The sequence below is a fragment of the Curtobacterium sp. MCLR17_031 genome, assembly GCF_003234775.2.
GTDB lineage: Bacteria > Actinomycetota > Actinomycetes > Actinomycetales > Microbacteriaceae > Curtobacterium > Curtobacterium flaccumfaciens.
Window position 1 is genome coordinate 429,609 of sequence record NZ_CP126270.1, and the last position, 26,269, is coordinate 455,877.

The 26,269-nt window shown below is 71.1% G+C and carries 24 protein-coding genes and 1 tRNA gene; 13 read left to right on the forward strand and 12 right to left on the reverse strand.

Going from position 1 to position 26,269, the window contains the following annotated elements; translation table 11 throughout:
• Window positions 1–9: 9 nt before the first annotated feature.
• Window positions 10–2,052, forward strand: coding sequence for a bifunctional copper resistance protein CopD/cytochrome c oxidase assembly protein (locus tag DEI96_RS02230; RefSeq protein WP_111024687.1), 2,043 nt, complete (start codon window positions 10–12; stop codon window positions 2,050–2,052).
• A complete protein-coding gene (locus DEI96_RS02235) occupies window positions 2,049–3,371 on the forward strand; it encodes an ATP-dependent DNA helicase (protein ID WP_111024686.1) in 1,323 nt (440 codons plus the stop codon). The genes DEI96_RS02230 and DEI96_RS02235 overlap by 4 nt, the downstream gene beginning before the upstream one ends.
• A gap of 323 nt (window positions 3,372–3,694) precedes the next feature.
• Here DEI96_RS02235 and DEI96_RS02240 read toward each other — a convergent pair whose 3' ends face one another.
• Window positions 3,695–4,141, reverse strand: coding sequence for a DUF4383 domain-containing protein (locus tag DEI96_RS02240; protein ID WP_181435863.1), 447 nt, complete (start codon window positions 4,139–4,141; stop codon window positions 3,695–3,697).
• A gap of 241 nt (window positions 4,142–4,382) precedes the next feature.
• Between DEI96_RS02240 and DEI96_RS02245 the strand changes: the two genes are divergently transcribed.
• Together DEI96_RS02245 and DEI96_RS02250 are read left to right on the forward strand one after the other, a co-directional pair.
• The gene (locus DEI96_RS02245) at window positions 4,383–5,282 is read left to right on the forward strand and encodes a phosphatase PAP2 family protein (protein WP_181440471.1); all 900 of its coding nucleotides are present in this window, start codon (window positions 4,383–4,385) and stop codon (window positions 5,280–5,282) included.
• Between the two features lie 160 nt (window positions 5,283–5,442).
• Window positions 5,443–6,582 carry a CE1758 family FMN-dependent luciferase-like monooxygenase gene (locus tag DEI96_RS02250; protein WP_027464948.1) on the forward strand — a complete coding sequence of 380 codons (1,140 nt, stop codon included), beginning with the start codon at window positions 5,443–5,445 and terminating at the stop codon, window positions 6,580–6,582.
• A gap of 209 nt (window positions 6,583–6,791) precedes the next feature.
• On the opposite strand, the gene DEI96_RS02255 is transcribed toward DEI96_RS02250, so the two are convergent.
• Together DEI96_RS02255 and DEI96_RS02260 are read right to left on the reverse strand one after the other, a co-directional pair.
• Window positions 6,792–7,133, reverse strand: coding sequence for a DMT family transporter (locus DEI96_RS02255; RefSeq protein ID WP_111022683.1), 342 nt, complete (start codon window positions 7,131–7,133; stop codon window positions 6,792–6,794).
• 1 nt (window position 7,134) lies between these two features.
• Complete coding sequence (locus DEI96_RS02260) at window positions 7,135–7,449, reverse strand: DMT family transporter (protein ID WP_027464946.1); 315 nt, start codon at window positions 7,447–7,449, stop codon at window positions 7,135–7,137.
• A 106-nt stretch (window positions 7,450–7,555) separates the two neighbouring features.
• On the opposite strand from DEI96_RS02260, the gene DEI96_RS02265 reads away from it, so the two are divergent.
• Genes DEI96_RS02265 through DEI96_RS02280 form a run of 4 tightly spaced genes read left to right on the forward strand, consistent with a single transcriptional unit; the run spans window position 7,556 to window position 11,443 of the window.
• Window positions 7,556–8,134, forward strand: coding sequence for a TetR/AcrR family transcriptional regulator (locus DEI96_RS02265; RefSeq protein ID WP_164941264.1), 579 nt, complete (start codon window positions 7,556–7,558; stop codon window positions 8,132–8,134).
• A 49-nt stretch (window positions 8,135–8,183) separates the two neighbouring features.
• Complete coding sequence (locus tag DEI96_RS02270; protein WP_071246228.1) at window positions 8,184–9,197, forward strand: permease; 1,014 nt, start codon at window positions 8,184–8,186, stop codon at window positions 9,195–9,197.
• Window positions 9,184–10,056, forward strand: coding sequence for a TIGR03943 family putative permease subunit (locus tag DEI96_RS02275; protein ID WP_111022685.1), 873 nt, complete (start codon window positions 9,184–9,186; stop codon window positions 10,054–10,056). Before DEI96_RS02270 ends, DEI96_RS02275 begins: the two co-directional genes overlap by 14 nt.
• Window positions 10,046–11,443 (forward strand): hypothetical protein, encoded by a 1,398-nt coding sequence (locus tag DEI96_RS02280; RefSeq protein WP_111022686.1) that lies wholly within the window; start codon window positions 10,046–10,048, stop codon window positions 11,441–11,443. Before DEI96_RS02275 ends, DEI96_RS02280 begins: the two co-directional genes overlap by 11 nt.
• A gap of 72 nt (window positions 11,444–11,515) precedes the next feature.
• On the opposite strand, the gene DEI96_RS02285 is transcribed toward DEI96_RS02280, so the two are convergent.
• From DEI96_RS02285 to DEI96_RS02300, 4 genes are all read right to left on the reverse strand, one after another.
• On the reverse strand, window positions 11,516–12,562 hold the full coding sequence (locus DEI96_RS02285; protein WP_071404920.1) for an NAD(P)-dependent alcohol dehydrogenase: 1,047 nt from the start codon (window positions 12,560–12,562) through the stop codon (window positions 11,516–11,518).
• Between the two features lie 222 nt (window positions 12,563–12,784).
• Window positions 12,785–13,846: a glycerate kinase gene (locus DEI96_RS02290; protein ID WP_111022687.1), complete on the reverse strand. Its 1,062-nt coding sequence runs from the start codon at window positions 13,844–13,846 to the stop codon at window positions 12,785–12,787.
• A 194-nt stretch (window positions 13,847–14,040) separates the two neighbouring features.
• Window positions 14,041–15,177 carry an FAD-dependent oxidoreductase gene (locus tag DEI96_RS02295; protein ID WP_111022688.1) on the reverse strand — a complete coding sequence of 379 codons (1,137 nt, stop codon included), beginning with the start codon at window positions 15,175–15,177 and terminating at the stop codon, window positions 14,041–14,043.
• 22 nt (window positions 15,178–15,199) lie between these two features.
• Window positions 15,200–15,270 (reverse strand) — tRNA-Gly (locus DEI96_RS02300).
• A 195-nt stretch (window positions 15,271–15,465) separates the two neighbouring features.
• Here DEI96_RS02300 and DEI96_RS02305 point away from each other — a divergent pair.
• Complete coding sequence (locus DEI96_RS02305; protein WP_111022689.1) at window positions 15,466–16,575, forward strand: DUF6177 family protein; 1,110 nt, start codon at window positions 15,466–15,468, stop codon at window positions 16,573–16,575.
• 25 nt (window positions 16,576–16,600) lie between these two features.
• On the forward strand, window positions 16,601–16,912 hold the full coding sequence (locus DEI96_RS02310; protein ID WP_146243392.1) for a hypothetical protein: 312 nt from the start codon (window positions 16,601–16,603) through the stop codon (window positions 16,910–16,912).
• A 36-nt stretch (window positions 16,913–16,948) separates the two neighbouring features.
• Here DEI96_RS02310 and DEI96_RS02315 read toward each other — a convergent pair whose 3' ends face one another.
• Window positions 16,949–18,994 (reverse strand): bifunctional copper resistance protein CopD/cytochrome c oxidase assembly protein, encoded by a 2,046-nt coding sequence (locus DEI96_RS02315; protein WP_111022690.1) that lies wholly within the window; start codon window positions 18,992–18,994, stop codon window positions 16,949–16,951.
• Window positions 18,995–19,046: 52 nt separating this feature from the next.
• A complete protein-coding gene (locus DEI96_RS02320) occupies window positions 19,047–20,138 on the reverse strand; it encodes a GNAT family N-acetyltransferase (protein WP_181440472.1) in 1,092 nt (363 codons plus the stop codon).
• 83 nt (window positions 20,139–20,221) lie between these two features.
• On the opposite strand from DEI96_RS02320, the gene dcd reads away from it, so the two are divergent.
• Genes dcd through DEI96_RS02335 form a run of 3 tightly spaced genes read left to right on the forward strand, consistent with a single transcriptional unit; the run spans window position 20,222 to window position 21,723 of the window.
• On the forward strand, window positions 20,222–20,809 hold the full coding sequence (dcd, locus tag DEI96_RS02325) for a dCTP deaminase (RefSeq protein WP_027464935.1): 588 nt from the start codon (window positions 20,222–20,224) through the stop codon (window positions 20,807–20,809).
• Window positions 20,810–20,863: 54 nt separating this feature from the next.
• Window positions 20,864–21,379 carry a helix-turn-helix domain-containing protein gene (locus DEI96_RS02330; RefSeq protein WP_110864943.1) on the forward strand — a complete coding sequence of 172 codons (516 nt, stop codon included), beginning with the start codon at window positions 20,864–20,866 and terminating at the stop codon, window positions 21,377–21,379.
• The gene (locus DEI96_RS02335; protein ID WP_111022692.1) at window positions 21,376–21,723 is read left to right on the forward strand and encodes a HepT-like ribonuclease domain-containing protein; all 348 of its coding nucleotides are present in this window, start codon (window positions 21,376–21,378) and stop codon (window positions 21,721–21,723) included. The genes DEI96_RS02330 and DEI96_RS02335 overlap by 4 nt, the downstream gene beginning before the upstream one ends.
• A 177-nt stretch (window positions 21,724–21,900) precedes the next feature.
• Here DEI96_RS02335 and DEI96_RS02340 read toward each other — a convergent pair whose 3' ends face one another.
• The 3 genes from DEI96_RS02340 to mmsA form a co-directional block, all read right to left on the reverse strand.
• Window positions 21,901–23,004, reverse strand: a complete 1,104-nt coding sequence (locus DEI96_RS02340) for a substrate-binding domain-containing protein (protein ID WP_110864942.1) — start codon at window positions 23,002–23,004, stop codon at window positions 21,901–21,903.
• 61 nt (window positions 23,005–23,065) lie between these two features.
• Window positions 23,066–24,358 (reverse strand): multiple monosaccharide ABC transporter permease, encoded by a 1,293-nt coding sequence (mmsB, locus tag DEI96_RS02345; protein ID WP_111022693.1) that lies wholly within the window; start codon window positions 24,356–24,358, stop codon window positions 23,066–23,068.
• On the reverse strand, window positions 24,355–25,878 hold the full coding sequence (gene mmsA / locus DEI96_RS02350) for a multiple monosaccharide ABC transporter ATP-binding protein (protein WP_111022793.1): 1,524 nt from the start codon (window positions 25,876–25,878) through the stop codon (window positions 24,355–24,357). The genes mmsB and mmsA overlap by 4 nt, the downstream gene beginning before the upstream one ends.
• Window positions 25,879–26,269 lie beyond the last annotated feature (391 nt).

Below are 26,269 nucleotides of genomic sequence, written 5' to 3' on the forward strand. Positions count from 1 at the left end.
GCTTGACGGGTGAATCGGATCGCGCGCATCGCCGGTCCCGCCGTGCTCCTGCTCGTCGGGTTCGTGGCGCTGCTCACGGCACTCGTCATCGGTGGGGGCGCGAACCCCGCACTGATCGCCGACCCGGGGCCCGTCGTCCGCTTCGGGCTGCCGATCGCGCGGCTCGTCGTCGACCTGTCCGCGGCCACCACGATCGGTGGGCTCGCGCTGGCGACGGTCGGCCTCTCGCGCTCCGGCCCCGAGTGGAACCGCGCGATCGACGTCGCCGCCGGGGCCAGTGGTGTCTGGACGGTCGCGTCGGCCGTCGCCACGTTCTGCACGTTCCTCAGCGTCGCCGGTTCGCGGATCAGCATCGACGAGCAGTTCGGGCAGTCGATGGGGGTCTTCCTCACCGGCACCGAGCTCGGGCTCGCCTGGCTCGTGACCGTCCTCGTCGCCGCGGCCGTCACGGTGCTCTGCTTCGCCGTCCGTTCGCGGGGCATGGTCGCCCTGACCGCCGGCGTCTCGATGATCGGCCTCATCCCGCTCGCGCAGCAGGGCCACGCCGCCGGTACCGCGAGCCACGACGCCGCCGTGACGGCCCTGGGGCTGCACCTGGTCGGTGCGGCGCTGTGGGTCGGTGGGCTCGTCATGCTCGTGCTGCTGCGCGGGGTGCTGCCCGGGGACCGGCTGGCCGTGGTCGTGGCGCGGTACTCGAGCATCGCCCTGGGCTGCTTCGTGCTCGTCGCCGTCTCGGGCACCGCGTCGGCGCAGATCCGCGTCGGGGCGCTGTCGAACCTGTTCACCCCGTACGGCACGCTCGTCCTGGTGAAGATCGGCGCGATCGTGGCCATCGGGGTCCTCGGCGCGGTGCAGCGCCGTCGGGCCATCCGCGCGCTGACCACCTCGCCCGGTCGACAGCGGCCCTTCTGGACCCTCATCGTCGTCGAGCTCGCGGTGATGGGTGTGGCGTCGGGGTTCGCCGCGGCACTCGGACGGACCGCCACCCCGGTCGACCAGATCGCCCTGAGCAAGACCACCGACCCGAGCCCGGCGGAGCTCCTGACGGACGACCTGCTGCCGCACGCGCCCGGTGCGTGGGGCTGGCTGACCCAGTGGAACATCGACCTGTTCTGGCTGATGGCCGCCGTGCTGCTCGCCGCGACGTACGTGGCCGGCGTCGTGCGACTGCGTCGGAACGGCGTGCGGTGGCCGGCGCGACGCTCGATCGCCGCGGCCCTGGCGATCGTGTCCCTGGTGGTCGCGACCTCGGGCTCGCTCCACCAGTACGACCGGTTCCTCGTCTCGGCGAACGTCGGTGCCCACGTGCTGCTCGGCCTGGTGGTCCCCGCCCTGGTGTGGGCGGCGGCACCGGTCGCGCTGATCCGCGCCGCCGTGCGCCCCCGGAACGACGACAGCACGGGGGTGCGTGAGTGGACCGACGTCATCGTCGAGCACCCCTCCGTGCGGTACCTGGCCCAGCCGTTCCCCGCGTTCCTGCTCGCGGCGGCCCTGTGGTGGGCGTTCTTCGCCACCGACGCTGTCCGGTGGTCGGTGAGCGACCCCACCGGTCGTACCGTCAGCGACGCCGTGTTCCTGTTGGTCGGGCTGCTGGCCGTCCCGACGCTCTGCACCCCGATCCCCGCCGGGCACCGTCGTCCGACCACGGCTGCCGCGGCCGTCCGGATCGTCGGGGCGGTGGTGATCGCGGCGGGCACGGTCTCGCTCGGCATCGCGATGCGGGGCCCGCTCGGGCTGCTGCAGGCCTCGTGGTTCGGTGCGATGGGCCGGACGTGGGGCCCGGATCCGCTCGTCGACCAGGCCCGGGCCGGGCTCGTGCTGATCGTCGCCGGGGTGCTGCTCCTGGTGACGGTGGTCGTGGTGGTGCTCGTGCGGCTGCGGCGGGACGGCGGAGACCCGGTCGACGTCGTCGACGCAGCTGCTGCCGGCGACGCAGCTGTGGCCGGTGCGACCGTCCCCGCCGTCCCTGCTGCCCGGGCCGACCAGGACGATCTGGACTTCGATGACGGCAGCGACGACCTCGAACCCTCGCCCGGGGCGGACGCCCGATGAGCATCGAGCTGAGCGACGAACAGCGCGCCGTCTTCGAGTACATCGAGCACACCCGTGACCACGTGTTCATCACCGGCCGGGCCGGCACGGGCAAGTCCACGCTGCTCAACCACCTGTCGTGGAACACCGAGAAGCAGGTCGTCATCTGCGCCCCGACGGGAGTCGCCGCGCTCAACGTCGGCGGCCAGACGATCCACTCCCTGTTCCGGCTGCCGATCGGGCTCATCGCGGACGCCGAGCTGCGGCAGGGCCCGGACACCCGCAAGCTCCTCAACACGATCGACACCCTGGTCATCGACGAGGTCTCGATGGTCAACGCCGACCTGCTCGACGGCATGGACCGGTCGCTCCGCAAGGCCCGCGGTCGGCAGTTCGAGCCGTTCGGCGGTGTGCAGGTCGTGATGTTCGGCGACCCGTACCAGCTGCCCCCGGTGCCCGGCGACGCCGACGAGCGCGCCTACTTCACCGACCACTACCGGTCGATGTGGTTCTTCGATGCCAAGGTGTGGCTCGAGGCCGAGCTGAACATCATCGAGCTCGCCACGGTGCACCGACAGCGCGACGACGCCTTCGCCGCGATGCTCACCGCCGTCCGGCACGGCCGGGTCACCGCGGACATCGCTGAGCAGCTGAACACCGCGGGGGCCCGCCCGGCCCCGGACGACGCCATCACCCTGGCGACCCGCAACGACACGGTCGCCCGGATCAACAAGGCTGCCCTCGAGCGGCTGCCCGGCAAGGTGAAGACCGCCAAGGCCGACGTGAACGGCGACTTCGGTGGACGGAACTTCCCGGCCGACGAAGCCCTCGAGCTGAAGCCCGGCGCGCACGTGATGTTCCTGCGCAACGACGCCGACCAGCGCTGGGTGAACGGCACCCTGGGCATCGTGACGGCCATCCGCGACACGGTGTGGGTCGACGTCGACGGTGAGTCGTTCGAGGTCCAGCCGTCGGTGTGGGAGAAGTTCAAGTACTCGTACGACGCGGACAAGAAGGAACTCAAGAAGGACACCGTCGGGGAGTTCCAGCAGTTCCCGCTCCGGCTCGCCTGGGCCGTGACCATCCACAAGTCGCAGGGCAGCACCTACGACCGGGCCGTGGTCGACCTCGGCAACCGGGTGTTCAGCGCGGGTCAGACGTACGTGGCGCTGTCGCGGCTGACCTCGCTCGAGGGGCTGTTCCTCACCCGGCCGCTCCGGCCGCAGGACATCATCGTCGACCTGGACGTCCGACGCTTCATGTCCGAGGCGCCCCGCATCGTCGCCACCGAGCTCGAGGCCCCGAAGCAGCAGCCCGACGCCGAGCCCGACGCCGACTGACGCGTCCGACTGACCGTCGGGTCCGCTTCGGCCTCACGCCGCCGAGCACGCGCGCCTGCCTGCCCGGTCGCACACCGCCGAGCGGTCACGACTCCCCGTCGGTCCTGCGCCGAGTGGTCACTCGTCGTCGCCTGGAGACTCCGCATCCGACAGTTCGTGACCGGCCGGCGGACCTGAGCGAGGAGTCGTGACCGGACGACACCCCGCCGGACCACACCCGCCAGACCACCCCCGGAGCACCCCGCCGCCCCGCCCCGCACACACGACGACGCCCGCCTGCCGGAGCGGCAGACGGGCGTCGGGAGTGCAGCCGAGCGGGTGCGTCAGGCGCGCGCTGCACGCAGTGCGCGGAGGTTCTCCTTGTCGGCACCGAGCGCGGTGAGCAGCAGGAGCACACCGACGATCGCGTGGAACACGTTGTCCGTGGTGTTCAGCGCGAAGACGTTGGCCGAGGTGTCGACGAAGACGAAGCCGTACACCGCGAAGAGGACGAGCAGGGCGCCGACGAGCAGGTTCCCGTTGCGCGAACCGACGGTGTTGCCGAGGCCGGTGATGAGCAGCACCGCGGCGAGCAGCACCCACACCAGGCAGAGCGCCGGGTTGACGCCGAACGCGTTCCACAGCATGCCGCCCTGGCGGTTGAAGAAGCCCGGGTCGCCGTCGGCGGCGAAGAAGAAGCCCAGGACGCCCCAGAGTGCGAGGACGCCGCCGGCCGTGAGTGCGAGACCCCGGTTCGGCGAGGCGATGATGCCCGGTTCCTTGATGGCCACTTCGGTTTCCTCCTCGTACACTGCCGACGCGACGTGCGTCGGTCCCGCGTGGTGCGACGGCCCGGCGGGGATCACCGATCCCCTCGTGTCAGCGCGCAGTGCACGGCCGACGGGGGTGCGGTTCCCAGCCTCCGGCCGGTGCTCCAACGGTATCGTGTCGGACCCCGACCGACCCAATCGCAGCGCCGCCGCCAGTCGTGCGACGAGCCCGACGACGACCACTCCCAGGAGGACCAGCCCGGTGACCTTGACACCCGAGCGCAGTGCATCCGAGTCGCGCGGACCGTGGGTCTCGCGGCGGGGGCGGTGGGCTGCGCTGGCGGCTCTGGGGTTCGTGATCGTGCCTCTCGTCTACGGGGTCGCGGTGCTGACCCCGGTCGGTCAGAAAGCGGAGGACGCCGCGCTCGGCGGGGTCCGGGAGTCCGACCTCTTCAGCTCGGACACTGCGCTCAACGTCATCTCGGTGCCGGTGATCCTGTTGCTCGTCGTCGTGATCGTCGCCGTGGCGTTCGCCAGACGGCGGCTCTCAGTGGGACTCGGCGCGGGGGTCGTGGTGCTCGCGTCGGCGGCCACCTCGACGCTCGTCAAGCGTATCGCCGTGCGCCCTGAGATCGCTCAGTCGACGACGCCGAACTCGTTCCCGTCCGGGCACGCGACGATCGCACTGGCGGCGCTCTTCGCGGTCCTGATGGTCACGCCTCGCCGGTTCCGCCCGCTGGTGACCATCGTCGGCGTCGGGTACGCGGTCTTCGTCGCGAACCAGACCGTGGTCTACGGCTGGCACCGGGTCAGTGACATCATCGGCGCCTGCGCGATCGCGGTGTTCTGGCTCGGGATCGTCCGCGCGGTCGGCCCCCGGGTCGACCGCGGGCTCCGGGGCGACCGTGACGGTCGGCGCGGGCCGCGGCGGGTGGTGAGTGTCGTGCTCCTCGTCGCGACCGGGCTCACGCTGGTGATCGGTGTCGCGGCGCTCGTGGTCGGCCTGACCGGTGACGGCGCGTACGACCACGCCGCGATCCTGGTGGCGGGGCGGTTGGCGTCCAGCGCGAGCGTCCTGGCGGTCGTGACCGTCGTGTGGTTCCTCGACGGGATGCACCACGCCGCGCGCACCGACCCGGCCACGCTGCCCGCCGCCCGCTGACCCGGCCACGTTGCCAGCCGCCCGCTGACCCGGGGAGTCGAGCCGGGCCTCCAGGCCGCCCGTCCGACGGGCGTGAGCCTGGCGGGAATGCCACGCCGTGCGCTACGTTGTACCCGGTAAGTCGATGCAAACGCATCGATATCGCGAAAGGCGGCGCATCATGCAGTTCGGCATCTTCACGGTCAGTGACGTCACGACCGACCCCACGACCGGCACCACGCCGGACGACACCCAGCGCGTCCGCGACATCCTGACGATCGCCGAGCACGCCGACCAGGCCGGGCTCGACGTCTTCGCGACCGGCGAGCACCACAACCCGCCGTTCGTGGCCTCGTCGCCGACCACGCTGCTCGCCTACCTGGCGGCGAAGACGAAGGACATCACGCTGTCCACGTCGACGACCCTGATCACCACGAACGATCCGGTGCGCATCGCCGAGGAGTACGCGATGCTCCAGGTCGTGTCCGACGGCCGCATGGACCTGATGATGGGCCGCGGCAACACCGGCCCCGTCTACCCGTGGTTCGGCCAGGACATCCGCCAGGGCGTCAACCTGGCGATCGAGAACTACGCGCTCGTCCGCCAGCTGTGGGAGAACGACGTCGTCAACTGGCAGGGCAAGTTCCGCACGCCGCTGCAGGGCTTCACCTCGACCCCGCGTCCGCTCGACGGTGTCCCGCCGTTCGTCTGGCACGGCTCGATCCGCACGCCGGAGATCGCCGAGCAGGCCGCCTACTACGGTGACGGCTTCTTCCACAACAACATCTTCTGGCCGATCCAGCACACCGAGCAGATGGTCGGCCTGTACCGCCAGCGCTTCGAGCACTACGGGCACGGCCGCGCCGACCAGGCGATCGTCGGGCTCGGTGGGCAGTTCTTCGCGCGGAAGAACTCGCAGGACGCGATCAACGAGTTCCGGCCCTACTTCGACAACGCTCCGGTCTACGGCCACGGCCCCTCGATGGAGGACTTCACCGCCCAGACCCCGCTCACCGTCGGTTCGCCGCAGCAGGTCATCGACCGGTACGCCGCGATGAAGGACCACGTCGGCCACTACCAGCGCCAGCTGTTCCTCATCGACCACGCCGGTCTGCCGCTCAAGACGGTGCTCGAGCAGATCGACATCCTGGCCACGGACATCGTGCCGGAGCTGCGCAAGCTGAACGACGAGGGCCGCCCCGCCGACGTGCCGTCGGACCCGCCGTCGCACGCGGCACGCGCCGCTGCCGCGATGGCGGCCGGCACGGTCGGCAGCGACCACGTCGCCGCCGAGGACGAGTGGACGGGCGCGTCCGTCTGACGCTCGCTTCGTGAGCAGGAACGGTCGGGTCCCGCGAGGTGACCCGACCATTGCTGCTCACCATGCGGTGGGCGCGACCCACAAGCGGCCGGGAGGCCCGGTGCCAGCTGGCACCGGGCCTCCCGTCCGTCTCGGCGCGCGTGCTCGGACCGCACTCGCCTCACGGGGTCAGCGACACCTCACGGGATCGCTGGTGCGTGAGCTGTCGCTCAGCGCGTGAGGTCGGCGGCGGGGCGGGCCGGCACGAGCTTGAGGCCCACGACGCACCCGACGATGCCGGCGATGAACAGCAGGCGCAGGACGGTGACGGGCTCCGCGCCGGTGGCCATGCCCCAGAGCACGGTGAGGGCGGCGCCGGTCCCGGTCCACACCGCGTACGCCGTGCTGATCGGGATGTGCTTGAGGACGTAGCCGAAGGCGACCAGGCTGATCACGATCGTGACGGCGAACACGATCGTCGGTCGGAGCTCGGTGAAGCCGTCGCTCTCGCCGAGGGCGGTCGCCCAGACGGTCTCGAGCGCGGCGCTGACGAACAGGACGATCCACGCCACGTCAGCTCACCACCTTGAGGCCGATGACGCACGCCACCAGGCCGAAGACCAGGGCGAGGCGGGCGAAGGACGCGGCCTCCTGCCGGCGGAGGATCGCGACGACCACGGTCAGGGACGCCCCGATGCCGACCCAGACGGCGTAGGCGGTGCCGACCGGGATGCTCTTCATCGCGAACGCCAACCCCACCATGCTCAGCGCCATCCCGGCGACGAACACGATCGTGGGGACGACCTTCTTGAAGCCGTTCGAGGCGCTGAGGGCGGTGGCCCAGACGGCCTCGAGCACGCCGCTGAGCACGAGGATTGCCCATGCCATGACGATGTCCTTTCCTGCGGGAGTCGTTCGTTCTCGTTGTCGTACGACTGTGCGACAACGAGATCGACGGTAGCACGAGTTCGTACGACTGTGCGAGTATGGCGTCGTGGCCAGGAGCATGGACGTCGACGAACGGCGCCGCACCGTGTCCGAGGCGGCGTGCCGGGTCCTCGTGCGCGACGGGCTCGGAGCGTTGAGCGTGCGGAACGTCGCCGCCGAGGCCGGACTGCCGCCGAGCACGGTCCGCTACACGTTCCCGACCCAGGCGAGCGTCCGCGAGCACACCATCACGCTCGTGTTCGACCGGATCCGCGAGCGCATCGACGCCATCCCCGACGACCTCACGCCGGCCCGACGCGCACGCCGGATCGTGCTCGAGCTGCTGCCCCTCGACGAGGAGCGGGTCGTCGAGCTCGAGGTCTACCTGGCACTCGGCAACGCCGCGCTCACCGACGTCGGGCTCCGGCCGACGCTCGACCGGACCGTCGCGGCGATGCGGACGTGGTGCGAGGAGGTCCTCGGGTTGCTCGGGGTACCGGCGGACGACCGGGAGTACGAGGCCTGCCGGCTCCACGCGCTCCTGGACGGACTCGCGATGCAGGTCGTCCGGCTGGCTCCGGGGGAGTCCGGCGACTGGGCGATCGACGTGCTCGACCGGCACCTCGACGGCGTCACCGCGGGTTGAGCCGCCTCGTGCGCAGCCCCGGGCAGGAGGCGTCACCTATCCTGTCCCGGTGACGACGACCACGCGGCCGCCGCAGCGCACCCGGAGCCTCACCGGCCCCGGCCTGGTGCTGCTCGCCGTCGTCGTCCTGCTGGGCATCCGGCTGTTCTCCCCGAGCATCGGGTCGACCGGGCTGCCGGACGTCGTGCAGGACTTCCTCACACTGGCGATCAGCGTCGTCGTCGAGTCCCTGCCGTTCGTGGTGCTCGGCATCGTGCTGTCGATCGTCGTCGAGGTCTGGGTACCGGTCGGCGCGCTCGAGAAGGTCCTGCCGCAGAACGCCTTCGGCCGTCGGGCCGTGATCTCCCTGATCGGCATGCTGTTCCCGGTGTGCGAGTGCGGCAACGTGCCCCTCGCCCGCGGCCTGATGATGCGCGGGTTCACGCCGGCCGAGGCCGTCACGTTCCTCGTCGCGGCCCCGATCCTCAACCCGCTCGTCATCATCAGCACCGCGCAGGCGTTCGGCTGGTCCGGGTGGATCCTGCCGGTGCGCATCGTCGGCGGGTTCGTCATCGCGAACCTCGTCGGCTGGATCGTCGCCGCGCACCGTCGTCCGGCCGACCTGCTGCTCCCCGCCTTCGAGGCCCGGTGCCGTGCGGCCGTCGGGGCGCCGCGCGGCCTGCACCGCTGGCGGCAGAGCGCCGCGCAGTTCGGCGGCGAGACGGCGACGATGATGCCGGCGCTGTTCGTCGGTGCCGGCCTGGCCGCCGCGATCCAGGTCGCCGTGCCCCGCTCGACCCTGGTGGCCGTCGGCTCGAACCCGGTGCTGTCCGTCGCGGCGATGATGCTGCTGGCGATGACGGTGTCGCTCTGCTCGAACGTCGACGCCTTCTTCGCGCTGTCCTTCGCGTCGACGTTCCTGCCCGGGTCGATCACGGCCTTCCTGATCATCGGGCCGATCATCGACGTCAAGATGATCGCCCTGCTGCGCACGACGTTCCGGGTCCGCTTCCTGGTGCTGCTGTCCGTCGTGTGCGTCCTGTTCGCCGGCGCCGTGGGATTGGTGATGAATGTCCTCGTCTGATGCACGCAGCAACGCGGCCGCGTACCTGGGCCTCGGGTCGGTGCTGGCCGCGGCCCTCTGCACGCTGTGGCTCGCGCTGGTCGGGCACCTCGACCTGTACATCAACCCGCGCTACTCGGTGTTCACGGTCGTGCTCGCCGCCGTCGGGGTGCCCGCGTCGATCGCCGGACTGGTGGCCACCGCCCGCGGGGACGGTCACACGCACGCCGACGAAGCGGACGAGCCCGACGACGCCGGCGCGCACGGGCACGCCACCGCCGCCGACGAGCACGCCGCCGACGCCCACGAGCCACGCCCCGGCCGTGGTCGCGCCGTCCGCCTCGCCCTCGGCGGAGCCGCCGCCGTCGTCACGATCGGCGTCACCGTCGCGATGCTCGTCCTGCCGCCGACGACCCTGTCCGCCCGCACCGCCCAGCAGCGGAGCGTGGACTCCGCGACCCTGTCCAACGCCACCGGCTCGGAGTCCGCGGTGCAGCTGCTCGGCAGCGAGGGCGTCGACACCTCGGAGTACGGCGTCAAGGACTGGGCCGCGCTGATCCGGCAGACCACGGACACCACGGCCCTGGTCGGCAAGCAGGTCGAACTGACCGGCTTCGTGGTGCCGGGCGACGACGGGTCCTTCACCCTCACCCGCTTCGTGATCAGCTGCTGCGCCGTGGACGCGCAACCGGTGGGCCTCGGTGTCGTGACCGGCGACGGCGACGGCGACGGCACCGGGACCGTCCCCGACGAGGGGCAGTGGGTCACCGTCCGCGGAGCCCTGGCCGCCAACCCGGACCAGTCCGCCGACGCCCGCATCGTCGTCAAGGCCGCGAAGATCACCGACATCGCGCAGCCCGAGGACCCGTATGAGTTCTGAGCGCCGCCCCGTCGCACACCGCTTCCACCGCCGGTACGTCGCCGTCGTGGTGGTCCTCGCCGTGGTCGCCGCGCTCGCCGCGGTCGTCGGCTCGCAGCAGGGCCCGCGGCTCCGCGACGTGTCCTACGACGCGACCGGTCTCGTCACCCGTCCGGCACAGCGGGTGATCCTGACGGCGAACCAGGCGCTGCAGAAGGTCGCGGCCGCCGACGTCCGGGTCAGCCCGGCTGCGGCGCACACCGTGACCTCGAGCGGCAACACGATCGCGGTCGAGTTCGCCGGACCCCTGGCGTACGACCGCGAGTACACCGTGACGGTCGCGGGCGTGCGGGCACCCGGGCAGCGTGCCACGTCCGACCTGACGGCGGCGATCCGCACCGGCAGCACCGACGTGCTCGCACTGGCCCCGGGGCAGGCCGGGGCGAAGGACCGCATCGTCCGACGCTCCCTCGACGCGGGCGGCGCCACCACGGTCTACGAGGGCACCGCGATCTCCGAGTACGCCCGGCTCGGCCGCTCCCTGGTCGTCGTGAGCGGCACGGACGCGAGCTCGTCCGTGGACATCGTGGCGCTGAGCGGTGGCGTGCAGGACGCCGACGCCCCCGTCGAACACCTCACCCTGCCGACCGCCGAGGGTCGCGTCACGGCGCTCCACGTCGCCGACGACGGTGCTTCGTTCGGGTTCGAGTACGCCGACACCTCGACCGGGCAGTCCCGGAACACCGGCCTGTACGTGGTCGACATGACGGGCACCCACATGCCCACGGCGATCGCGGCGAACGGCAAGCCGAAGACGGGCGCCGTGCCGATGACGGTCGGGCAGTGGGCCTACGTCCCGCGCACCGAGAGCGCGCTGGTCCGGACGGGCAGCGACGACCTGGTGCTCGTCGACATGAGCGGGCGTGCCGACCCGGTCCGGCTCGGCAGCGCCACCTACCTGCACGGCTTCGTCGGCACCGGCACCACGGCCGTCGTCGAGACGGGCACCGGGATCGAGCGGCTTGACCTGACCGACGGGTCGAAGTCGGCGCTGCAGGCGCCCGCCGCGAGCACCGATGCGGCCGTCCTCGGCCGCATCGCCCAGCTGTCCGACGACACGTACCTGCGGGTGCTGGGGGACGTGCGGTCGGACGGCACCATCGCGGCACGGATCGTGCGTGTGGACGGGGGACGGGCCTCCCGGCTGCCCGTGACGATCCCCGACGACGCGAGCGTCACCGCGGTCTGCCCGTCCCCGAACAGCCAGTTCGTCGCGGTCGCGACGAAGTCGGCGACCGGCGAGCTCGTGAGCATCGTCGACGCGGCCTCCGGCGCGCTCGAGGCGAGCATCGACGCGGGCTCCGTCGACTGGTGCGGCGCGCTGCCGTCCGGTGACGAGGTCGGCTGACGGCATCGAGACGACAGACGGGAGGCCCGTTGCCAGCCGGCAACGGGCCTTCCGTCGTTCAGGTGGTGGCGACTACGCCAGCGTGGCCGCGTCGATCACGAAGCGGTAGCGGACGTCCGAGGACAGCACGCGCTCGTAGGCCTCGTTGATCTGGTCGGCGCTGATGAGCTCGGTCTCCGGGAGGATCCCGTGCTCGGCGCAGAAGTCGAGCATCTCCTGGGTCTCCTGGATGCCGCCGATGGCGGAACCCGCCCAGCTGAGCCGACGCGGGATGAGCGCGAAGGCCGGCACCTCGAGCGGCTCGGACGGAGCGCCCACGTTGACGAGCGTGCCGTCGACCTTGAGCAGGCCGAGGTAGGCGCCCATCGGGATCTTCGCCGAGACGGTGTTGATGATGAGTTCGAAGGAGTTCGCGAGCTTCTCGAACGTCTCCGGGTCCTTCGTCGCGTAGTGGGCCTTCGCGCCGTAGCGGAGCGAGTCCTCCTGCTTCGAGGTGGTCTGCGACAGGACGGTGACCTCGGCGCCGAGCGCGACGGCGATCTTGACGGCCATGTGGCCGAGCCCGCCCATGCCGACGACGGCGACCTTGGTGCCGGGACCGGCGTTCCAGTGGTGCAGCGGCGAGTAGGTCGTGATGCCGGCGCAGAGCAGCGGCGCGACCTTCTCGATGTCGAGCGACTCGGGGACACGGAGGACGAAGTCCTCGTTCACCACGACGGCCTGCGAGTAGCCGCCCTGGGTGATCGAGCCGTCGGCCGGGTCGACGCTGGCGTAGGTGCCGATGTTGCCCTTGAGGCAGTACTGCTCCTGGCCGGCGACGCAGTTCTCGCACTCGCCGCACGAGTTCACCATGCAGCCGACGCCGACGCGGTCGCCGACCTTGTGCTTGGTGACGTTCTCGCCGACCTCGGTGACGTGGCCGACGATCTCGTGGCCGACGACCTGCGGGTACTGGATGGGGCCCCACTCACCGCGGACGGTGTGGATGTCCGAGTGGCAGATGCCGGCGTAGGCGATGTCGATCGCGACGTCGTCCGGGCCGACGTCCCGACGGGTGATGGTGGTCTTGACGAGCGGCTCGGTCGCTGACGGTGCCGCGTACGCGTTGACGGTGCGCAATGATCTCCTCGTGGGGGTGGTGCGTTGCGGGCCGGTTCCGGCCCGGAACCAGTCTGCGCGCAGCCGCGGCCGGGTGGGAGGTACAACCAGGACACCCCTGTGCCCGCGGACGGGCGCGTCGCGGCGGCTGCCCGGCGCGGCGGGGCGGCTGCCCGGCGCGGCGGCCGCGCGGCACGTCGGTGCGGCCCCGCGCCGCCGCGGTGCTCGCGTCGTTCTGCTCGCTCAGGCGAGCCGGGCCAGCCGCTGCCCGGCGATCGTGGCGAAGCGCAGCGGGTCGGCGAGGGCGTCGTCGGGCTCGCCGGTGGTCTGCGTCGCGAGCACGGTGAGCGACGCGGCGGCCGCGTAGTCGTGGAGCGGGGCCTCGATCGCGCCGGCGACGAGCATCGAGCGGGCTCCGGGAGCGCGTGCCGCGGTCAGGTCGCGGACCACCGAGGGCACCTTGCCGACGGCGCTCTGGCCGTCGAAGCACCCTTCGCCGCTGATCACGACGTCGGCACCGCTCACGTCGGACCCCTCGAGCAGCGCCGGCAGCCCGAGGACCTCGGCGACGGCCGCGGCCCCACCGGCGAGCGTGGCGCCCCACACCAGCAGGCCGAACCCGACACCGCCAGCGGCTCCGGCGCCCGGGGTGTCCGGGTCGACGTCGGGGAAGCGCGCGGCCCAGGTGGCGAGCCGATCGTCGAAGGACGCCACACGGTCGGGCGTGATGCCCTTCTGCGGGCCGAAGACGGCGGCGGCACCGGTCGGTCCGAGCAGTGGCGAGGTGACGTCGGTGAGCACGGTGACGCCGAGCGGGGGGAGCGCCCGGAGGCCCTCGGTGCCGGCTCCTTCGCTGTCGAGTCCGAGCGCCTCGAGCACCGGACGCCCGCCGTCGGTGGACGCGCTGCCCCCGATGCCGAGCACGAGTCCCGTGGCCCCGGCGTCGAGCGCGGCGGCGATCGCCTCGCCGAACCCGCGGCTCGTCGCCGTGTCCGGCATCGGTGCGTCGAGCAGGGGGAGGCCGCTCGTCGCCGCGAGCTCCACCACCCCACGGCCGTCGGGCAGCCGCAGCCAGTGGGTGTCGACCGGCGTGCCGGCCGGCCCGGTCACGGTGACGGGGACCCGGACGGCTCCGGGGACCGCGGACTCGAAGGCGTCGAGCGTGCCCTCGCCGCCGTCGGCCATCGGGACGAGCACCACGTCGTCGTCGGGGCGCTCGGTCAGCCAGCCGGCACGAACGGCCGCAGCGATCGACGCCGCCGTCGCGGTGCCCTTGAACGAGTCCGGAGCCACGATGATGCGCACGGTTCCCACCGTAGCGGCCGGTCGCCAGACGACGGCGTGCGCAGAAGACGCCGGTGCGTGCGCGGGTGTGAGACGCCGGCGTGTGCGCAGGACGCCTCGTTGTCCTCGAGACGCCTCCGGATTCGGCGGCGTCTCGACGACATGACGGCGTCGAACGAACACGCCGGCGTCTCGCGAGCGACCGCGCGCTGGCGTCAGGACGCGGGCACCGGCTCCGGCAGGGCGAAACGCGGGTGCGGCACCCCGCCCGTGGCGAGGTCCGCGAGCATCTCGCCGAGCAGCGGCGCGAACTTGAAGCCGTGCCCGGAGAACCCCGTCGCCACGGTCAGCGGCCCGGCGCGGTCGATGACGAAGTCCTCGTCGGGGGAGTTGTCGTACAGGCAGCTGATGAACGTCGGCTCCGTCGCGTCGACCCCCGGCACGTACCGCGCGACGTACGCCTGCAGTCGCTCGGCCTCGGCCGGCACGGGCACGAAGTCGCGGTGGTCCGGGTCGACGACCGGCCCGGTGCCGTGGAACCCGACCTTGACGCCCTCGCCCGGCGTCAGCAGCCCGTACACGTCGTCGCCGTCGGCCCAGTGCACGAAGCTCGGCCAGGCCGCGTCCGGCAGGTGGCTGGGGAAGTGGGCCGGCTGCTCCTGGGTGACGCGGATGGCCGGGAGGCCCGCCCCGCGTCCGGCGAGCAGCCCGCCGACCAACGTGGGGGCCCACGAGCCCACCGCGGCCACCACGGACGCGGTACGGACCGCGCTGCCGTCGGACAGCGTCACGGTGACGTCGTCACCGTGGTCCTCGAGCCCGGTGACCCGGGTGTCGAACCGCAGGTCGGCGAGACCGGTGCGTTCGGCCAACGTCAGGAACACCTCGATCGTCCGCTCGGAGCGGATGCGTCCGGCCGACGCGTGGGTCAGCACGTGCCCCTCGAACGCGATGCCGGGCCAACGTGCTGCCGCCTGGTCCGGTGTGAGCGACTCGTGGGGGATGTCCGCGTCGGCGAGGGCCGCGGCGATCGCGTCGACGACCTCGGGTCGACCGTGATCGACGGCGCCCGTGCGGACGATGAGCTCTTCGCCGGCAGCGGCCTCGAGCGCTTCCCACAGCGCCAGTGCGCGGGTGGTCAGCGCGACGTACTCCGGGTCGGCGTAGCCCTGCCGGAAGATCCGGGTCGCACCGTGCGAGGACCCGAGGTGGTGGCCGCGGGCGTGCTGTTCCACGAGCAGGACGCGCTCGCCGCGGGCGGTGAGCGCGTACGCGGTCGCAGCGCCGACGACCCCGGCACCGACGACGACCACGGGCGCGGTGTGTTCGGGGGAACCGGAGGAGGAGGACATGCGGCGAGCGTACGTCCGACGGAGCGAGTGACGGGAATCGAACCCGCGCTACCAGCTTGGGAAGCTGGAGTTCTACCATTGAACTACACTCGCGCGCCCCGCAGAACGGGACTCGGCAAGCCTAGCGGATTCTCGCCTGGAAGCCAGCCGACCGCGCACCGTACGCCGTCTCGCGGGCGCGTGTCGCGCCTCCCGAGTCTCCGCTGTGAGGGTGGGCGCCTGACGGACAGGTGTCGCCCCCGTGTGTACCGTCCAGGGAGTTCCAGCCCCGAACCGAGGAGGACCCGGATGGTCAGGCATCCCCTCATCGACGACGTGGTCGGCTCGGCGATCGTGGTCGAGTCCGCATCGCCCGTCGTGTGGCTGACCGACGCGCTCGCCTCGCTGCTCCGTCGGTCGGCGGACGCCGGACGGACGGTCGTGCTCCGCACCGGCCGGGCCGCGGCGATCACCCCGGCGCTCCGTCATGCGCTCGGCGCGTACGGCGCCGCGTGGGCGGTGTCCGACTTCGACGGCACGCTGCGTGACGGCCGGACCGGCGTCGCCGCCTCCGACATCGAGGACTTCGTGCACCGCGGCCCCGAACTCGTGGGCACCCCGTCGCCCGAGCACCCGGTCTCGGCCGAGTCGGTGCGACAGATCAGCATCGACCTGACCCTCCGCCACCACCCCGGCCGTGCGGTCGACATGGGCTCCGCGATCGAGGCGCTGTGCCACACGGTCGGCACCTGCCCGACCCGGTGGGGCACCGCCGAACCGCTCACCGTGCCGTGGGACCGCTGGGTCGTCACGCAGTACGCGAAGCACGAGGCGCCCGGCATCTCGACCTCGTACGCCATCGGTGAGGGGTTCTCGGCGACGATGACCGCGCACCTGGTCGGCGGGGTCGTCGTCGAGACGATGTCCGCCGTGCTCACCGTGCCCGAAGAGAACACCGACCCGGGCCTGGCGAACCGGATGTTCGACGCCGTGCAGCGGGTCGCCGACCAGGTCGTCCCCGTGTTCGGCGTCGTCATGCAGCGCCGCGGCGACGCGGACCACCTCGTCCGGGCCGTCTCGCACGGCGAGCCGTCGCCGCTCGCCGTCGTCGTAGGCCCCGAGGCCGCCGGCTTCCTGGACCGCGACGGCGTCTGGCCGCCACCGCGCACCACCACCGCGACCTTCGCAGCCGGCTCAGGCTCGGCCGCCCGTCCGGATGCCGACGCGGCTGACGACGGCGGCATGATCGTCCGCTTCGAGGACGGCTGGGAAGCGCTCGAGTCGTTCCTCGACCGCATCGACGAGGACCGCTTCCTGCAGCTGGTCGGCGGCGCACCGCTCGACCCCGCGCACGACGAGGGCACGCTCGACGGACACGTCCGCGACGACCGGATGGTGGGCGGTCAGGGTGCCGCGTGACGTCACCATCCTCTGCCGCCAGCCGGTGGAGACGCGCGAGGTGGCGGAGGCGCTCCTGCTGCACGACGAGACCTGGGGTGTCCGGGCGCTCGACGACGGCCCGATGATGCAGGTCTGCCGGGACGCCACCCACCCGGTGATCACCGTGCTCGGCGTGCGCCGGGTGGACTCCTTCGACGAGGTCGAGCGGATCCTGCCGGACGCCCCGACCCTGGCGACGCCGCTGTGGTGGGTCGACACCGTGACCCCCGCCGGCCCCGACGGGGAATCTGGGATCTCGGCCGCGCTCGAGGCCGCGATGGACCTCGACGCGGTCTGCATCGTCCACGGGGACTGACCGGGGCGACGCCCGCCGTGTGGCCGGTGCTGCGGGTCAGTCCCGCTTGCTCATCGCCGCCAGGCGCTCGTTGTACGCCTTGAGGTCGGCGTCACCGTCGCGGTCGGCCTTGCGGTCGAGGCGCTTCGCGTCGCGCTTGTCCGAGCGCATCCAGTTCCGGACGACGAGCAGGGCCACGAACACCATCGGGAGCTCCGACGCCCCCCAGGCGATGCCGCCGCCGGTGTGCTGGTCGTCGAGCAGTGCGGCGTCGTTCGTCTGGCCCAGTGCGTGGAACCAGTCGACCGCGAACACCGACTGCGACGTCATGACCGCGACGCCGAAGAACGCGTGGAACGCCAGGGTGGCCAGCAGGGTGATGATGAGCATCGGGTACGGTGGGCGCTGCGGGCCCGGGTCGACACCGACGAAGACCCAGAAGAACAGGTAGCCGCTCAGGACGAAGTGGATGATCATCGCGACGTGCCACTCGTGCGACTGCATCGCGGCCTGGTACGCCGGCGTGAAGTAGAACACCACGAGGGACCCGGCGAAGATGATCCCGGCGACGGCGGGCTTGCCGAGGAACTGCATCCAGCGGGAGTGCACGAAGAGCATGAGCCACTCGCGGGCGCCGCGTGAGCCGTCGTTCCGGACCGGCAGGGTGCGGAGCGCGAGCAGCACCGGGCCGCCGAGCACGAGCGGCAGCGGGACGAACATCATCAGGAGCATGTGCTGGAGCATGTGCGACGAGAAGTGGATCATGCCGTACACGGCAGGGCCGGCCGACGTGGTCCAGATGAACAGGGCGCAGCCGATCAGCCAGGCGATGGTGCGCCCGACGGGCCAGGCGTCGCCGCGCTTCCGGAGCTTACGCACCGCCAGCAGGTACCAGACGGCCCCGACGACGGCCAGGCCGAGCCACACCCAGTCGATGTGCCACTGGGTCAGGTAGGTCTGCGTGGTCTGTGCCGGCGGGAACGGGAACCCGATCAGGCCGGAGCGGGTGTCCTCGCCCGTCGCGGGCGTCTGCGGGATCGGCGGCTGCGAGCGGGACACGGCGACCGAGACGCCGATGGCCACGGCCATGAACACGATCTCGGCCAGCGCGAACCGGGTGAACAGGCGGCGGTCGAGCGGCGCGCGGAGGAGCCCGGGCACGAGCTTCCGGCGCTGCACGATCCCCGCGATGCCGAGCAGCACGAGGATGAGCGCCTTGATGGTGATGAGCCAGCCGTACGTCGTCGTGAACAGGTCGAGCGGGCCGGTCAGGCGCAGCGACGCGTTGACGATGCCGGAGAACGCCACAGCCCCGAACGACCAGCCGGCGAGCGTCGAGTACCGGGCGATCACGCGTCCGGTCGCACCCTTGGTGCGGGTGCGGAGCAGGACCACGGCGACCAGGCCACCGGCCCACACGCACACCCCGACCAGGTGGATCGCGAGCGAGTTCACCGCGTTCGCGTGCTCGAGCGACCCCGCGGCGTGGCCGGACAGGGCCAGGGGGAGCAGGGCGAACAGGCCGATCACGGTGGCGAACGCCAGGGTCGTCACCCGGGTGGCGAAGGCGGCGACCACCGTGGCGACGAGGATCGCGGCTGCCGAGACCACGAGCGCCTGGCCGATCTCGACCTGGAACGCGAAGAGCATGAAGTTGCGGGCGAACACCGGGCTGGTGAGCGGGACACCGAGGGTGTTCGCACCGGTCAGGACGATGCTCACCGCGGCGGCCAGGAACCAGACGGCGCCGGTCGCAGCAGCCCACCGGGTCGCACGGTGCTGCACGCTGGACAGGGCGCCGTGGTCCTTCTTCTGCGCGGGCAGCGCGAACGCCGCGACGATGAGGAGCCCGATGGTCAGCGCCGCCATCGTGTCGTGCACGACCCGGGCGATCGGCAGGCCGTACTCGACGACCTCGCCGGCGGACACCAGCTGCTGACTCGCGCTGAAGGCACCGGTGATCGTCAGCCCGAGGATCGAGCACGCGACGGCCAGCGGGATCGCGATGACGAGGACCGTCGCGACGGTGGACGAACGCCCGGTGGTGGGGGCGGCGTCCGGCGCTGACCCCGTGGGCTGGGTTTCGGGTGACGTGACGGTCATGACCGTCCAATCGTAGGCGTGTCGGCTGGACGGCGGCCCCTCGGATGCGCGCTCAGACCCGCCGTTCCCAGATGCCCTCGCAGCCGACGCCGACGAACCCGACGGCCTCGTTCACGTCGAGCATGTGGCGGTTCTCCTCCGCGTTGAACGTGATGACCGAGGGGCGCCCCGGGAGCCGCCGCTCGAGCTCCTGGATCCCGACGACCTTGAGCAGCCAGCCGAGCCGGTGGCCGCGGTGCTCGCGGAGCACCAGGGTGTCCCACTGCTGTGCCGGCCGTGCGGGGTCGTCCGGCACGGACAGCTGCGTGAAACCGGCCAGGGTGGTCGTGGGTAGGTGCTCGACGGCCACGGTGAGCAGGGCGCGCGGTGCCCGGGCGAGCTCGTCCTCGTGCTCCCGGAGTCGTTCGGCGGTCCAGACGTCCTCGGGCTCCTCCATGTCCCCGGCGGGCGCGTCGGTGCTCATCCGGGTCTCGAGCACGGCGATGCCGTCGAGCCACTGCTCCGGCGTCCGACCGGTCCAGGCGCGTACGCGGTACTCCGGCCCGGCTGCAGCAGACGCCCGCTCGTGCAGTCCGCGCACCACGGATGCGTCGGCGGGCAGCGGGAGCCGGCTGATCCGGTTCACCTGGCCGAAGTGCCAGCCGCGGGCGGTCAGGAACCGCACCCCGGCCTCGTCCTCCGGGACGGCGCCGAACCCCGTCGGGGCCTGCACGTACCCGGGCCCGGACGCGGGCCCGACCTGCCGTGAGACGGCGTACGTCTTCCACTGCGTGCGGCCGTCGGCGCGGGCCATCGACTCCAGGAGGTCGGCGAGCAGCGTCCCGACACCGCGGCGCTGGTGCTCGGGGACGACGCCGACCGACAGCCAGCAGTTGGTGGTGCCGGGCTCCTGCTTCGTGTCGTACGAGCCCGCACCGACCACGGTGCCGCGGTCGTCGCGGGCGACGACGAGCCGGCTCGGGGCACCCGGTTCGCGGCACAGCGGCAGGTGCTCCTCCGGCGTCCAGGCCAACTCGTGCAGCCCGTGCACGGCGGCTTCGGCGCCGTCGGACACCGCGAGCCACTCGGCGAAGGTCGCGACGGTCGCCGGGTCGTCGTCCATCGAGGCGGGCACCGTGATCTCGTCGACGGTGTACGTGGTCATCACTGCTCCGAACGCCGCCCGCCCGGGTGGTGGGCAGCCTGGCAGCATACCGGCGCGACGCCCGCTGCCGCTAGGCTTCGTCCGTGCTGCTCTCCGACCGCGACATCACCGCCCAGCTCGCCGAAGGCCGGATCGGCCTCGACCCGTACGACGCCTCGCTCGTGCAGCCGTCGAGCATCGACGTCCGGCTCGACAAGTTCTTCCGGCTGTTCGACAACCACAAGTACCCGCACATCGACCCCGCGGTGGACCAGCCCGACCTGACCCGCCTGGTCGAGACCGACCCGGACGAGGCGTTCGTGCTGCACCCGGGCGAGTTCGTCCTGGGCTCCACGTTCGAGGTCGTGACGCTGCCCGACGACATCGCCGCTCGGCTCGAGGGCAAGAGCTCGCTCGGCCGCCTCGGCCTCCTGACCCACTCGACCGCGGGCTTCATCGACCCCGGGTTCTCCGGGCACGTGACGCTCGAGCTGTCGAACGTCGCGACCCTGCCCATCAAGCTCTGGCCGGGGATGAAGATCGGACAGCTGTGCTTCTTCCAGCTGTCGAGCCCGGCCGAGAAGCCCTACGGTTCCGCCGAGTACCAGTCCCGCTACCAGGGTCAGCGTGGCCCGACCGCGTCGCGCTCGGCGCAGAACTTCCACCGCGCGGACGTCTCCGACCCCCGCTGAGCGTGCGCCGCTCCGGCGGCGCACGAAATGTTGGATGCTGTGTATCGTTGCAGCATGTCCGCTGTTCCCCCACGGTCCGCCCCGCCACTGTCGGCCGCGGTGCTCATCCGCGACGCCCGTGAACGCGCCGAACTGACCCAGGTCCAGCTCGCCCAGCGCGCGGGCGTCACGCAGAGCGTCATCAGCACGTACGAGAACGGTCGGCGCGAACCGTCGCTCGCAGCCCTGCAGCGGATGCTCCGCGCGGCGGGCTTCACGACGACGATCGACCTGCAGCCGGTCGAGGAACCCCCGCCGCTCCTCGAGCGCGTGGTCGCGGCCCGACAGGACCTCATCGAGATCGTGCAGCGGTTCGGCGGGCGGAACCCCCGGATCTTCGGCAGCGTCGCCCGCGGTGAGGACGGTCCGGACAGCGACGTCGACCTGATGGTCGACGTCGACGCGGGGCTCGGCATCTTCGCGCTGATGCGCATCCAGGACGCCGCCGAACGGTTGCTCGGAGTCCGCGTCGACGTCGTCGACGCCGCGGGCATGCGCCCCGGGGTCGTCCGGACCGCGGTGCCGCTGTGAGTGCGCAGCCCGGCATCCGCCGTGCCGTGGCCGACCGCCTCGACGACGTCATCCGGGCGTGCGAGGCGATCCGGCGCTACATCGACGACGAGCGGCTGCCCGAGGACCTGGTGCACGACGCGGTCCGGATGCGCCTGGTCGAGATCGGTGAGGCGGTCCGGGTGCTCCCCGCCGGGGTCACCGCGAGCGAGCCCGGCATCCCGTGGTCGCGCGTGTCCGACCTGGGGGAGCGGCTGACCCGGCGGTACTTCGACACGACGCGTGCGCTGGTGTTCGGCACCGCCCGCACCGACGTCCCGCACCTCGCCGACGCCGCGCGCCGGTTGCGCGCTGCCCACCCCTGACGGACGCGGGCACGGACCGGGCGCGGCCACGAGCCCTGGGCTGACCACACGGCGGACTGGAGGCACGGATCACGACGTGCACCGAGCCTCCCGTCCGCCGTGTGGCCGGCCCCCGGACGACGCAGGACGGCCCCGTCTCGCCGAGGCGAGACGGGGCCGTCCGTGGTGCTGGGGAGATCAGCCCTTCTTGGCGAGCTCCTCGAGGGTGTCGTTGCCCTTGTAGGCCTCGACGGCGTTGTCCTTGGTGACCAGGACCGGCGTGAGCTCGATCGCGGGGACCGTCTTCTTGCCGTTGTAGTTGTTCGTCTTGTCCATCTTCGTGTCGGGCTTGTCGCCCTTCGACAGCGTGGAGACGAGGTCGACGGCCGCCTGGGCCTCCTTCGACGTGTCCTTGAAGATCGTCGAGTACTGCGTGCCCTGCATGATGAGCGGGATGGACGCGGTCTCCGAGTCCTGGCCCGTCACGACGGGGTTGTCCTTGCCGGCGGCCTTGGTCGCGGTGAGGATCGCGCGGGCGAGGGTGTCGTTCGGCGACAGGACGCCGTCGAGCTCGGTGTCACCCGTGTAGTACTGCGAGAGCAGGTCGGTCATGCGCGACTGGGCCTTCTGCGCGAGCCAGCCCTGCGTGACGACCTTCTGGAACGTGGTCTGACCGGAGACGACCTTGATGGTGCCGTCGTCGATCTTCGGCTGGAGGACGTCCATCGCACCGTTGAAGAACACGGTCGCGTTGGCGTCGTCCGGCGAACCGGCGAAGAGCTCGACGTTGTACGGCTTGTCGCCCTTCTTCTCCTCGAGGCCCTTGAGCAGCGCCTCGGCCTGGAGCTGGCCGACCTTGAAGTTGTTGAACGCCACGTAGTAGTCGACGTTCTTCGTGTTCAGGATGTTGCGGTCCCAGGCGATGACGACGGCGCCACGGTCCTTGGCGGACTTGACCTGCGCGGTCAGCTGCGAACCGTCGGCGGCACCGATGATGACGGCCTTGGCGCCCTTGGTGATCATGCCCGAGATCTGCGACTGCTGGTCGGGGACCGGGTTGCCGGCGTTGGCGTACTGGATGTCGGCCTTGAAGCCGGCGTCCTCGATCGACTTCTTGAACGCGGCGCCCGCGAGGACCCAGTTCTGCGAGGTCTTGGCCGGCAGGGCGACGCCGATGAGGTCGCCCTTCTTGATGGTGCTGGTGCTGCCGGCGTCGTCGGACGAGCCGCGTGCCGAGCAACCGCTGAGGGCGAGGCCCGCGATGAGCGCCAGGCTGAGGCCGGCGACGATCTTCTTGCGCATGTGAGTGCTTTCTCTTCGTTGAGGAGGTGTGGGGCCGAGGCCCCGGTGTGGGGAGTTGGGACTAGGGGAGGGTGATCTTGTCCGGCTGGTCCTCGATGGACCGCGGCTGCTGGGCGGCCACCGTGTTCTGCTCGGTGTCCTTCCGCTGGAACTGCCGCATCATGCCGCCGATCAGCGACGGGCGTCCCTGCGACTTCGAGTAGACGTCGAAGGCGACGGCGACGAGCAGGACCAGGCCGCGGATGATCTGCACCTGGTTCGACTCGAGGCCCATGAGCTGCAGACCGTTCGACAGCAGCGCCATCACGAGACCACCGATGATCGAGCCGGAGATCGTGCCGACACCACCGGCGACCGCCGCGCCACCGACGAACACGGCGGCGATCGCGTCGAGCTCCCAGCCGGTGCCGTCCGCGGGGCCCGAGGCGCCGGAGTAGGCGACGAACACCATGCCGGCGATCGCGGCGAGGACCGACATGTTCATCATGACGAAGAAGTTGACCTTCTTCGCGGAGACACCGGACAGGACGGCGGCGTTCGCGTTGCCACCGACGGCGTAGACCTGGCGACCGAAGATCGTGTTCTTCGTGACGAAGCCGTAGACGATGGTCAGGACACCGAGGATGATCGCGACGATCGGGACCGAGGTGCCGACCGGGCCGGCACCGAACAGGTACGTCGCGACGAGCGTGACGGCGACCAGGATGCCGGTGCGGACGATCGAGACCCACAGCGGCGGGACCTCTGCCTGCATCTTCCGGCGGCGGGCGCGGCCGCGGGCCTCGATGATGATGAGTGCGAGGATCGTGACGAGCCCGATGAGCAGCGTGCCGTTGCTGTAGCCGAAGTCGGGGCCGAAGTCACCGAGGAAGCCGGCGCCGATCGGGGTGAAGCCGTTCGGCACGGGGACGGACGTCGAGTTGCCGATGATCTGGTTCACGCCACGGAAGATGAGCTGACCGGCCAGCGTCACGATGAAGGCCGGGACCTTCACGAACGCGACCCAGAAGCCCTGCCACGCACCGATCAGGGCACCGCACGCGAGACCCAGGATGATGGCGGCCCACACCGGGAAGTCCCACACGGCCATGGACTGCGCCACGACGATGCCGACGACCGCTGCGACCGAACCCACCGACAGGTCGATGTGCCCCGCGATGATGACCATGACCATGCCGAGCGCCAGGATCAGGATGTAGGAGTACTGCAGGAACAGGTTGATGACGTTGGTCGGCTCGAGGATGAGCCCGTTCGTCGTGATCGAGAAGAAGATCAGCAGCACGATGAGCGCGATGATCATGCCGTACTGGCCGATGCTGTTGCCCTTGCCGAAGAGCAGTTTCAGGTTGTTCATGAGGCGGTGGCGCCCTTCCGCGCGGAGGTCATGCTGCGCATGAGCGATTCGGGATCGGCCTGGTCGGCCGGGAGGTCAGCGGTGATCTGGCCCTCGAAGATGGTGTAGATCCGGTCGGAGAGACCGAGGAGTTCGGGGAGCTCGGACGAGATGAGGATGATGCCCTTCCCCTCTGCGGCGAGCTGCTGGATGATCCCGTAGATCTCGAACTTGGCGCCCACGTCGATGCCGCGGGTGGGCTCGTCGAGGATCAGGATGTCCGGGTCGGTGAACATCCACTTGGACAGGACGACCTTCTGCTGGTTGCCACCAGAGAGCTTGCCGACGTTGTCCTCGACGCTCGGCACCTTCGTGCGGAGCATCTTGCGGTACTTCTCGGCGACCGAGTACTCCTCGAGCGAGTCGACGACACCGAGCTTCGAGATCTTCCGCAGGTCGGCGGCGACCGTCGAGCGCTTCACGGTGTCGAGCAGGTTCAGGCCGAGCGCCTTGCGGTCCTCGGAGACGTAGCCGAGGCCGTTCTCGATCGCCTGCTGGACGTTCGTGACCTTGATCTCGCGGCCGTCCTTGATGATCTGGCCGTCGAGCCAGGTGCCGTACGAGCGACCGAACAGGCTCATCGCGAGCTCGGTGCGTCCGGCGCCCATCAGGCCGGCGAAGCCGACGATCTCACCGCGGCGGACGTGGAAGTTCGAGGCCTTGCAGACCAGACGCGACGAGTCGAGCGGGTGCTGCACGGTCCAGTTGCGGACCTCGAAGAAGGTCTCGCCGATCTTCGGGGTGCGGTCGGGGAAGCGCGACTCGAGCGAGCGGCCCACCATGCCGCGGATGATGCGGTCCTCGTTGACGCCGTCCGCCTTGACGTTGAGCGTCTCGATGGCCTTGCCGTCGCGGATGATCGTGATCTCGTCGGCGATCTGCTCGATCTCGTTGAGCTTGTGGCTGATGATGATGCTCGCGATGCCCTTGGCCTTCAGCCCGACGATCAGGTCGAGCAGGTGCTGCGAGTCGTTCTCGTTGAGCGCGGCGGTCGGCTCGTCGAGGATCAGGAGCTTGACGTCCTTGTGCAGGGCCTTCGCGATCTCGACGAGCTGCTGCTTGCCGACACCGAGGTTCTTGATCTGCGTGTCCGGGTCGTCGGCCAGGCCGACGCGGGCGAGCAGGTCCTGCGCACGCAGCTGCGCGGCGGTCCAGTTGATGACGCCACCGCGGCCCGGCTCGTTGCCGAGGAACAGGTTCTCGGTGATCGAGAGCTCCGGGATGAGCGCCAGCTCCTGGTGGATGATGACGATGCCGGCCTGCTCGGACTGCTTGATGTTCGAGAAGCGGACTTCCTCGCCCTCGTAGACGATCTCGCCGCTGTAGGTGCCGTACGGGTAGACGCCCGACAGGACCTTCATCAGGGTCGACTTGCCGGCGCCGTTCTCGCCGCAGATCGCGTGGATCTCGCCGGCGCGGACGCTGAGGGAGACGTCGGCCAGCGCCTTCACACCAGGGAACTCCTTGGTGATCGAGCGCATCTCGAGGATCGTCTCGGGTGCGGTGATCGACCGGGTCTCGAGGCCGGTGTCGATCGGGGTTGACGCCACAGTGCATCTCCTTCTGCCGCTTCGGTGCGGCAGTGTGTTCGGGTGGTTCTGCTGCGGCAGCGAAAGCACAGGGGGCCTGTGTGGACTTCGTTGTCGCGTCCGGATCCGGCTCGGTGTGACGCTCATGTGAACGGTCACATCGGCTGGACGGAGGCAATTTACGCACAGCCTCGGTGCGGCTGTCAATTCGGATTGGTCGCGTTTTCGTAACGGCGTGCGTGATCCGGAGGGAACGTCCCCCGGGTTGGGGCCAGGGTGCTCGGGAGCGCGCGTTTCGTTGCGCGAATCCGCATGCGCGGACGGGAGGCCCGTGGCGGGCCCG

Bases quoted from the DNA above. Each gene is read 5' to 3' on its own strand.
- DEI96_RS02235 (WP_111024686.1), top strand. From the start codon at position 2,049: ATGAGCATCGAGCTGAGCGACGAACAGCGCGCCGTCTTCGAGTACATC.
- DEI96_RS02250 (WP_027464948.1), top strand. From the start codon at position 5,443: ATGCAGTTCGGCATCTTCACGGTCAGTGACGTCACGACCGACCCCACG.
- DEI96_RS02260 (WP_027464946.1), bottom strand. From the start codon at position 7,449: ATGGCATGGGCAATCCTCGTGCTCAGCGGCGTGCTCGAGGCCGTCTGG.
- DEI96_RS02275 (WP_111022685.1), top strand. From the start codon at position 9,184: ATGTCCTCGTCTGATGCACGCAGCAACGCGGCCGCGTACCTGGGCCTC.
- DEI96_RS02280 (WP_111022686.1), top strand. From the start codon at position 10,046: ATGAGTTCTGAGCGCCGCCCCGTCGCACACCGCTTCCACCGCCGGTAC.
- DEI96_RS02295 (WP_111022688.1), bottom strand. From the start codon at position 15,177: ATGTCCTCCTCCTCCGGTTCCCCCGAACACACCGCGCCCGTGGTCGTC.
- DEI96_RS02305 (WP_111022689.1), top strand. From the start codon at position 15,466: ATGGTCAGGCATCCCCTCATCGACGACGTGGTCGGCTCGGCGATCGTG.
- DEI96_RS02315 (WP_111022690.1), bottom strand. From the start codon at position 18,994: ATGACCGTCACGTCACCCGAAACCCAGCCCACGGGGTCAGCGCCGGAC.
- DEI96_RS02320 (WP_181440472.1), bottom strand. From the start codon at position 20,138: ATGACCACGTACACCGTCGACGAGATCACGGTGCCCGCCTCGATGGAC.
- DEI96_RS02330 (WP_110864943.1), top strand. From the start codon at position 20,864: ATGTCCGCTGTTCCCCCACGGTCCGCCCCGCCACTGTCGGCCGCGGTG.
- DEI96_RS02340 (WP_110864942.1), bottom strand. From the start codon at position 23,004: ATGCGCAAGAAGATCGTCGCCGGCCTCAGCCTGGCGCTCATCGCGGGC.
- mmsB (WP_111022693.1), bottom strand. From the start codon at position 24,358: ATGAACAACCTGAAACTGCTCTTCGGCAAGGGCAACAGCATCGGCCAG.
- mmsA (WP_111022793.1), bottom strand. From the start codon at position 25,878: ATGCGCTCGATCACCAAGGAGTTCCCTGGTGTGAAGGCGCTGGCCGAC.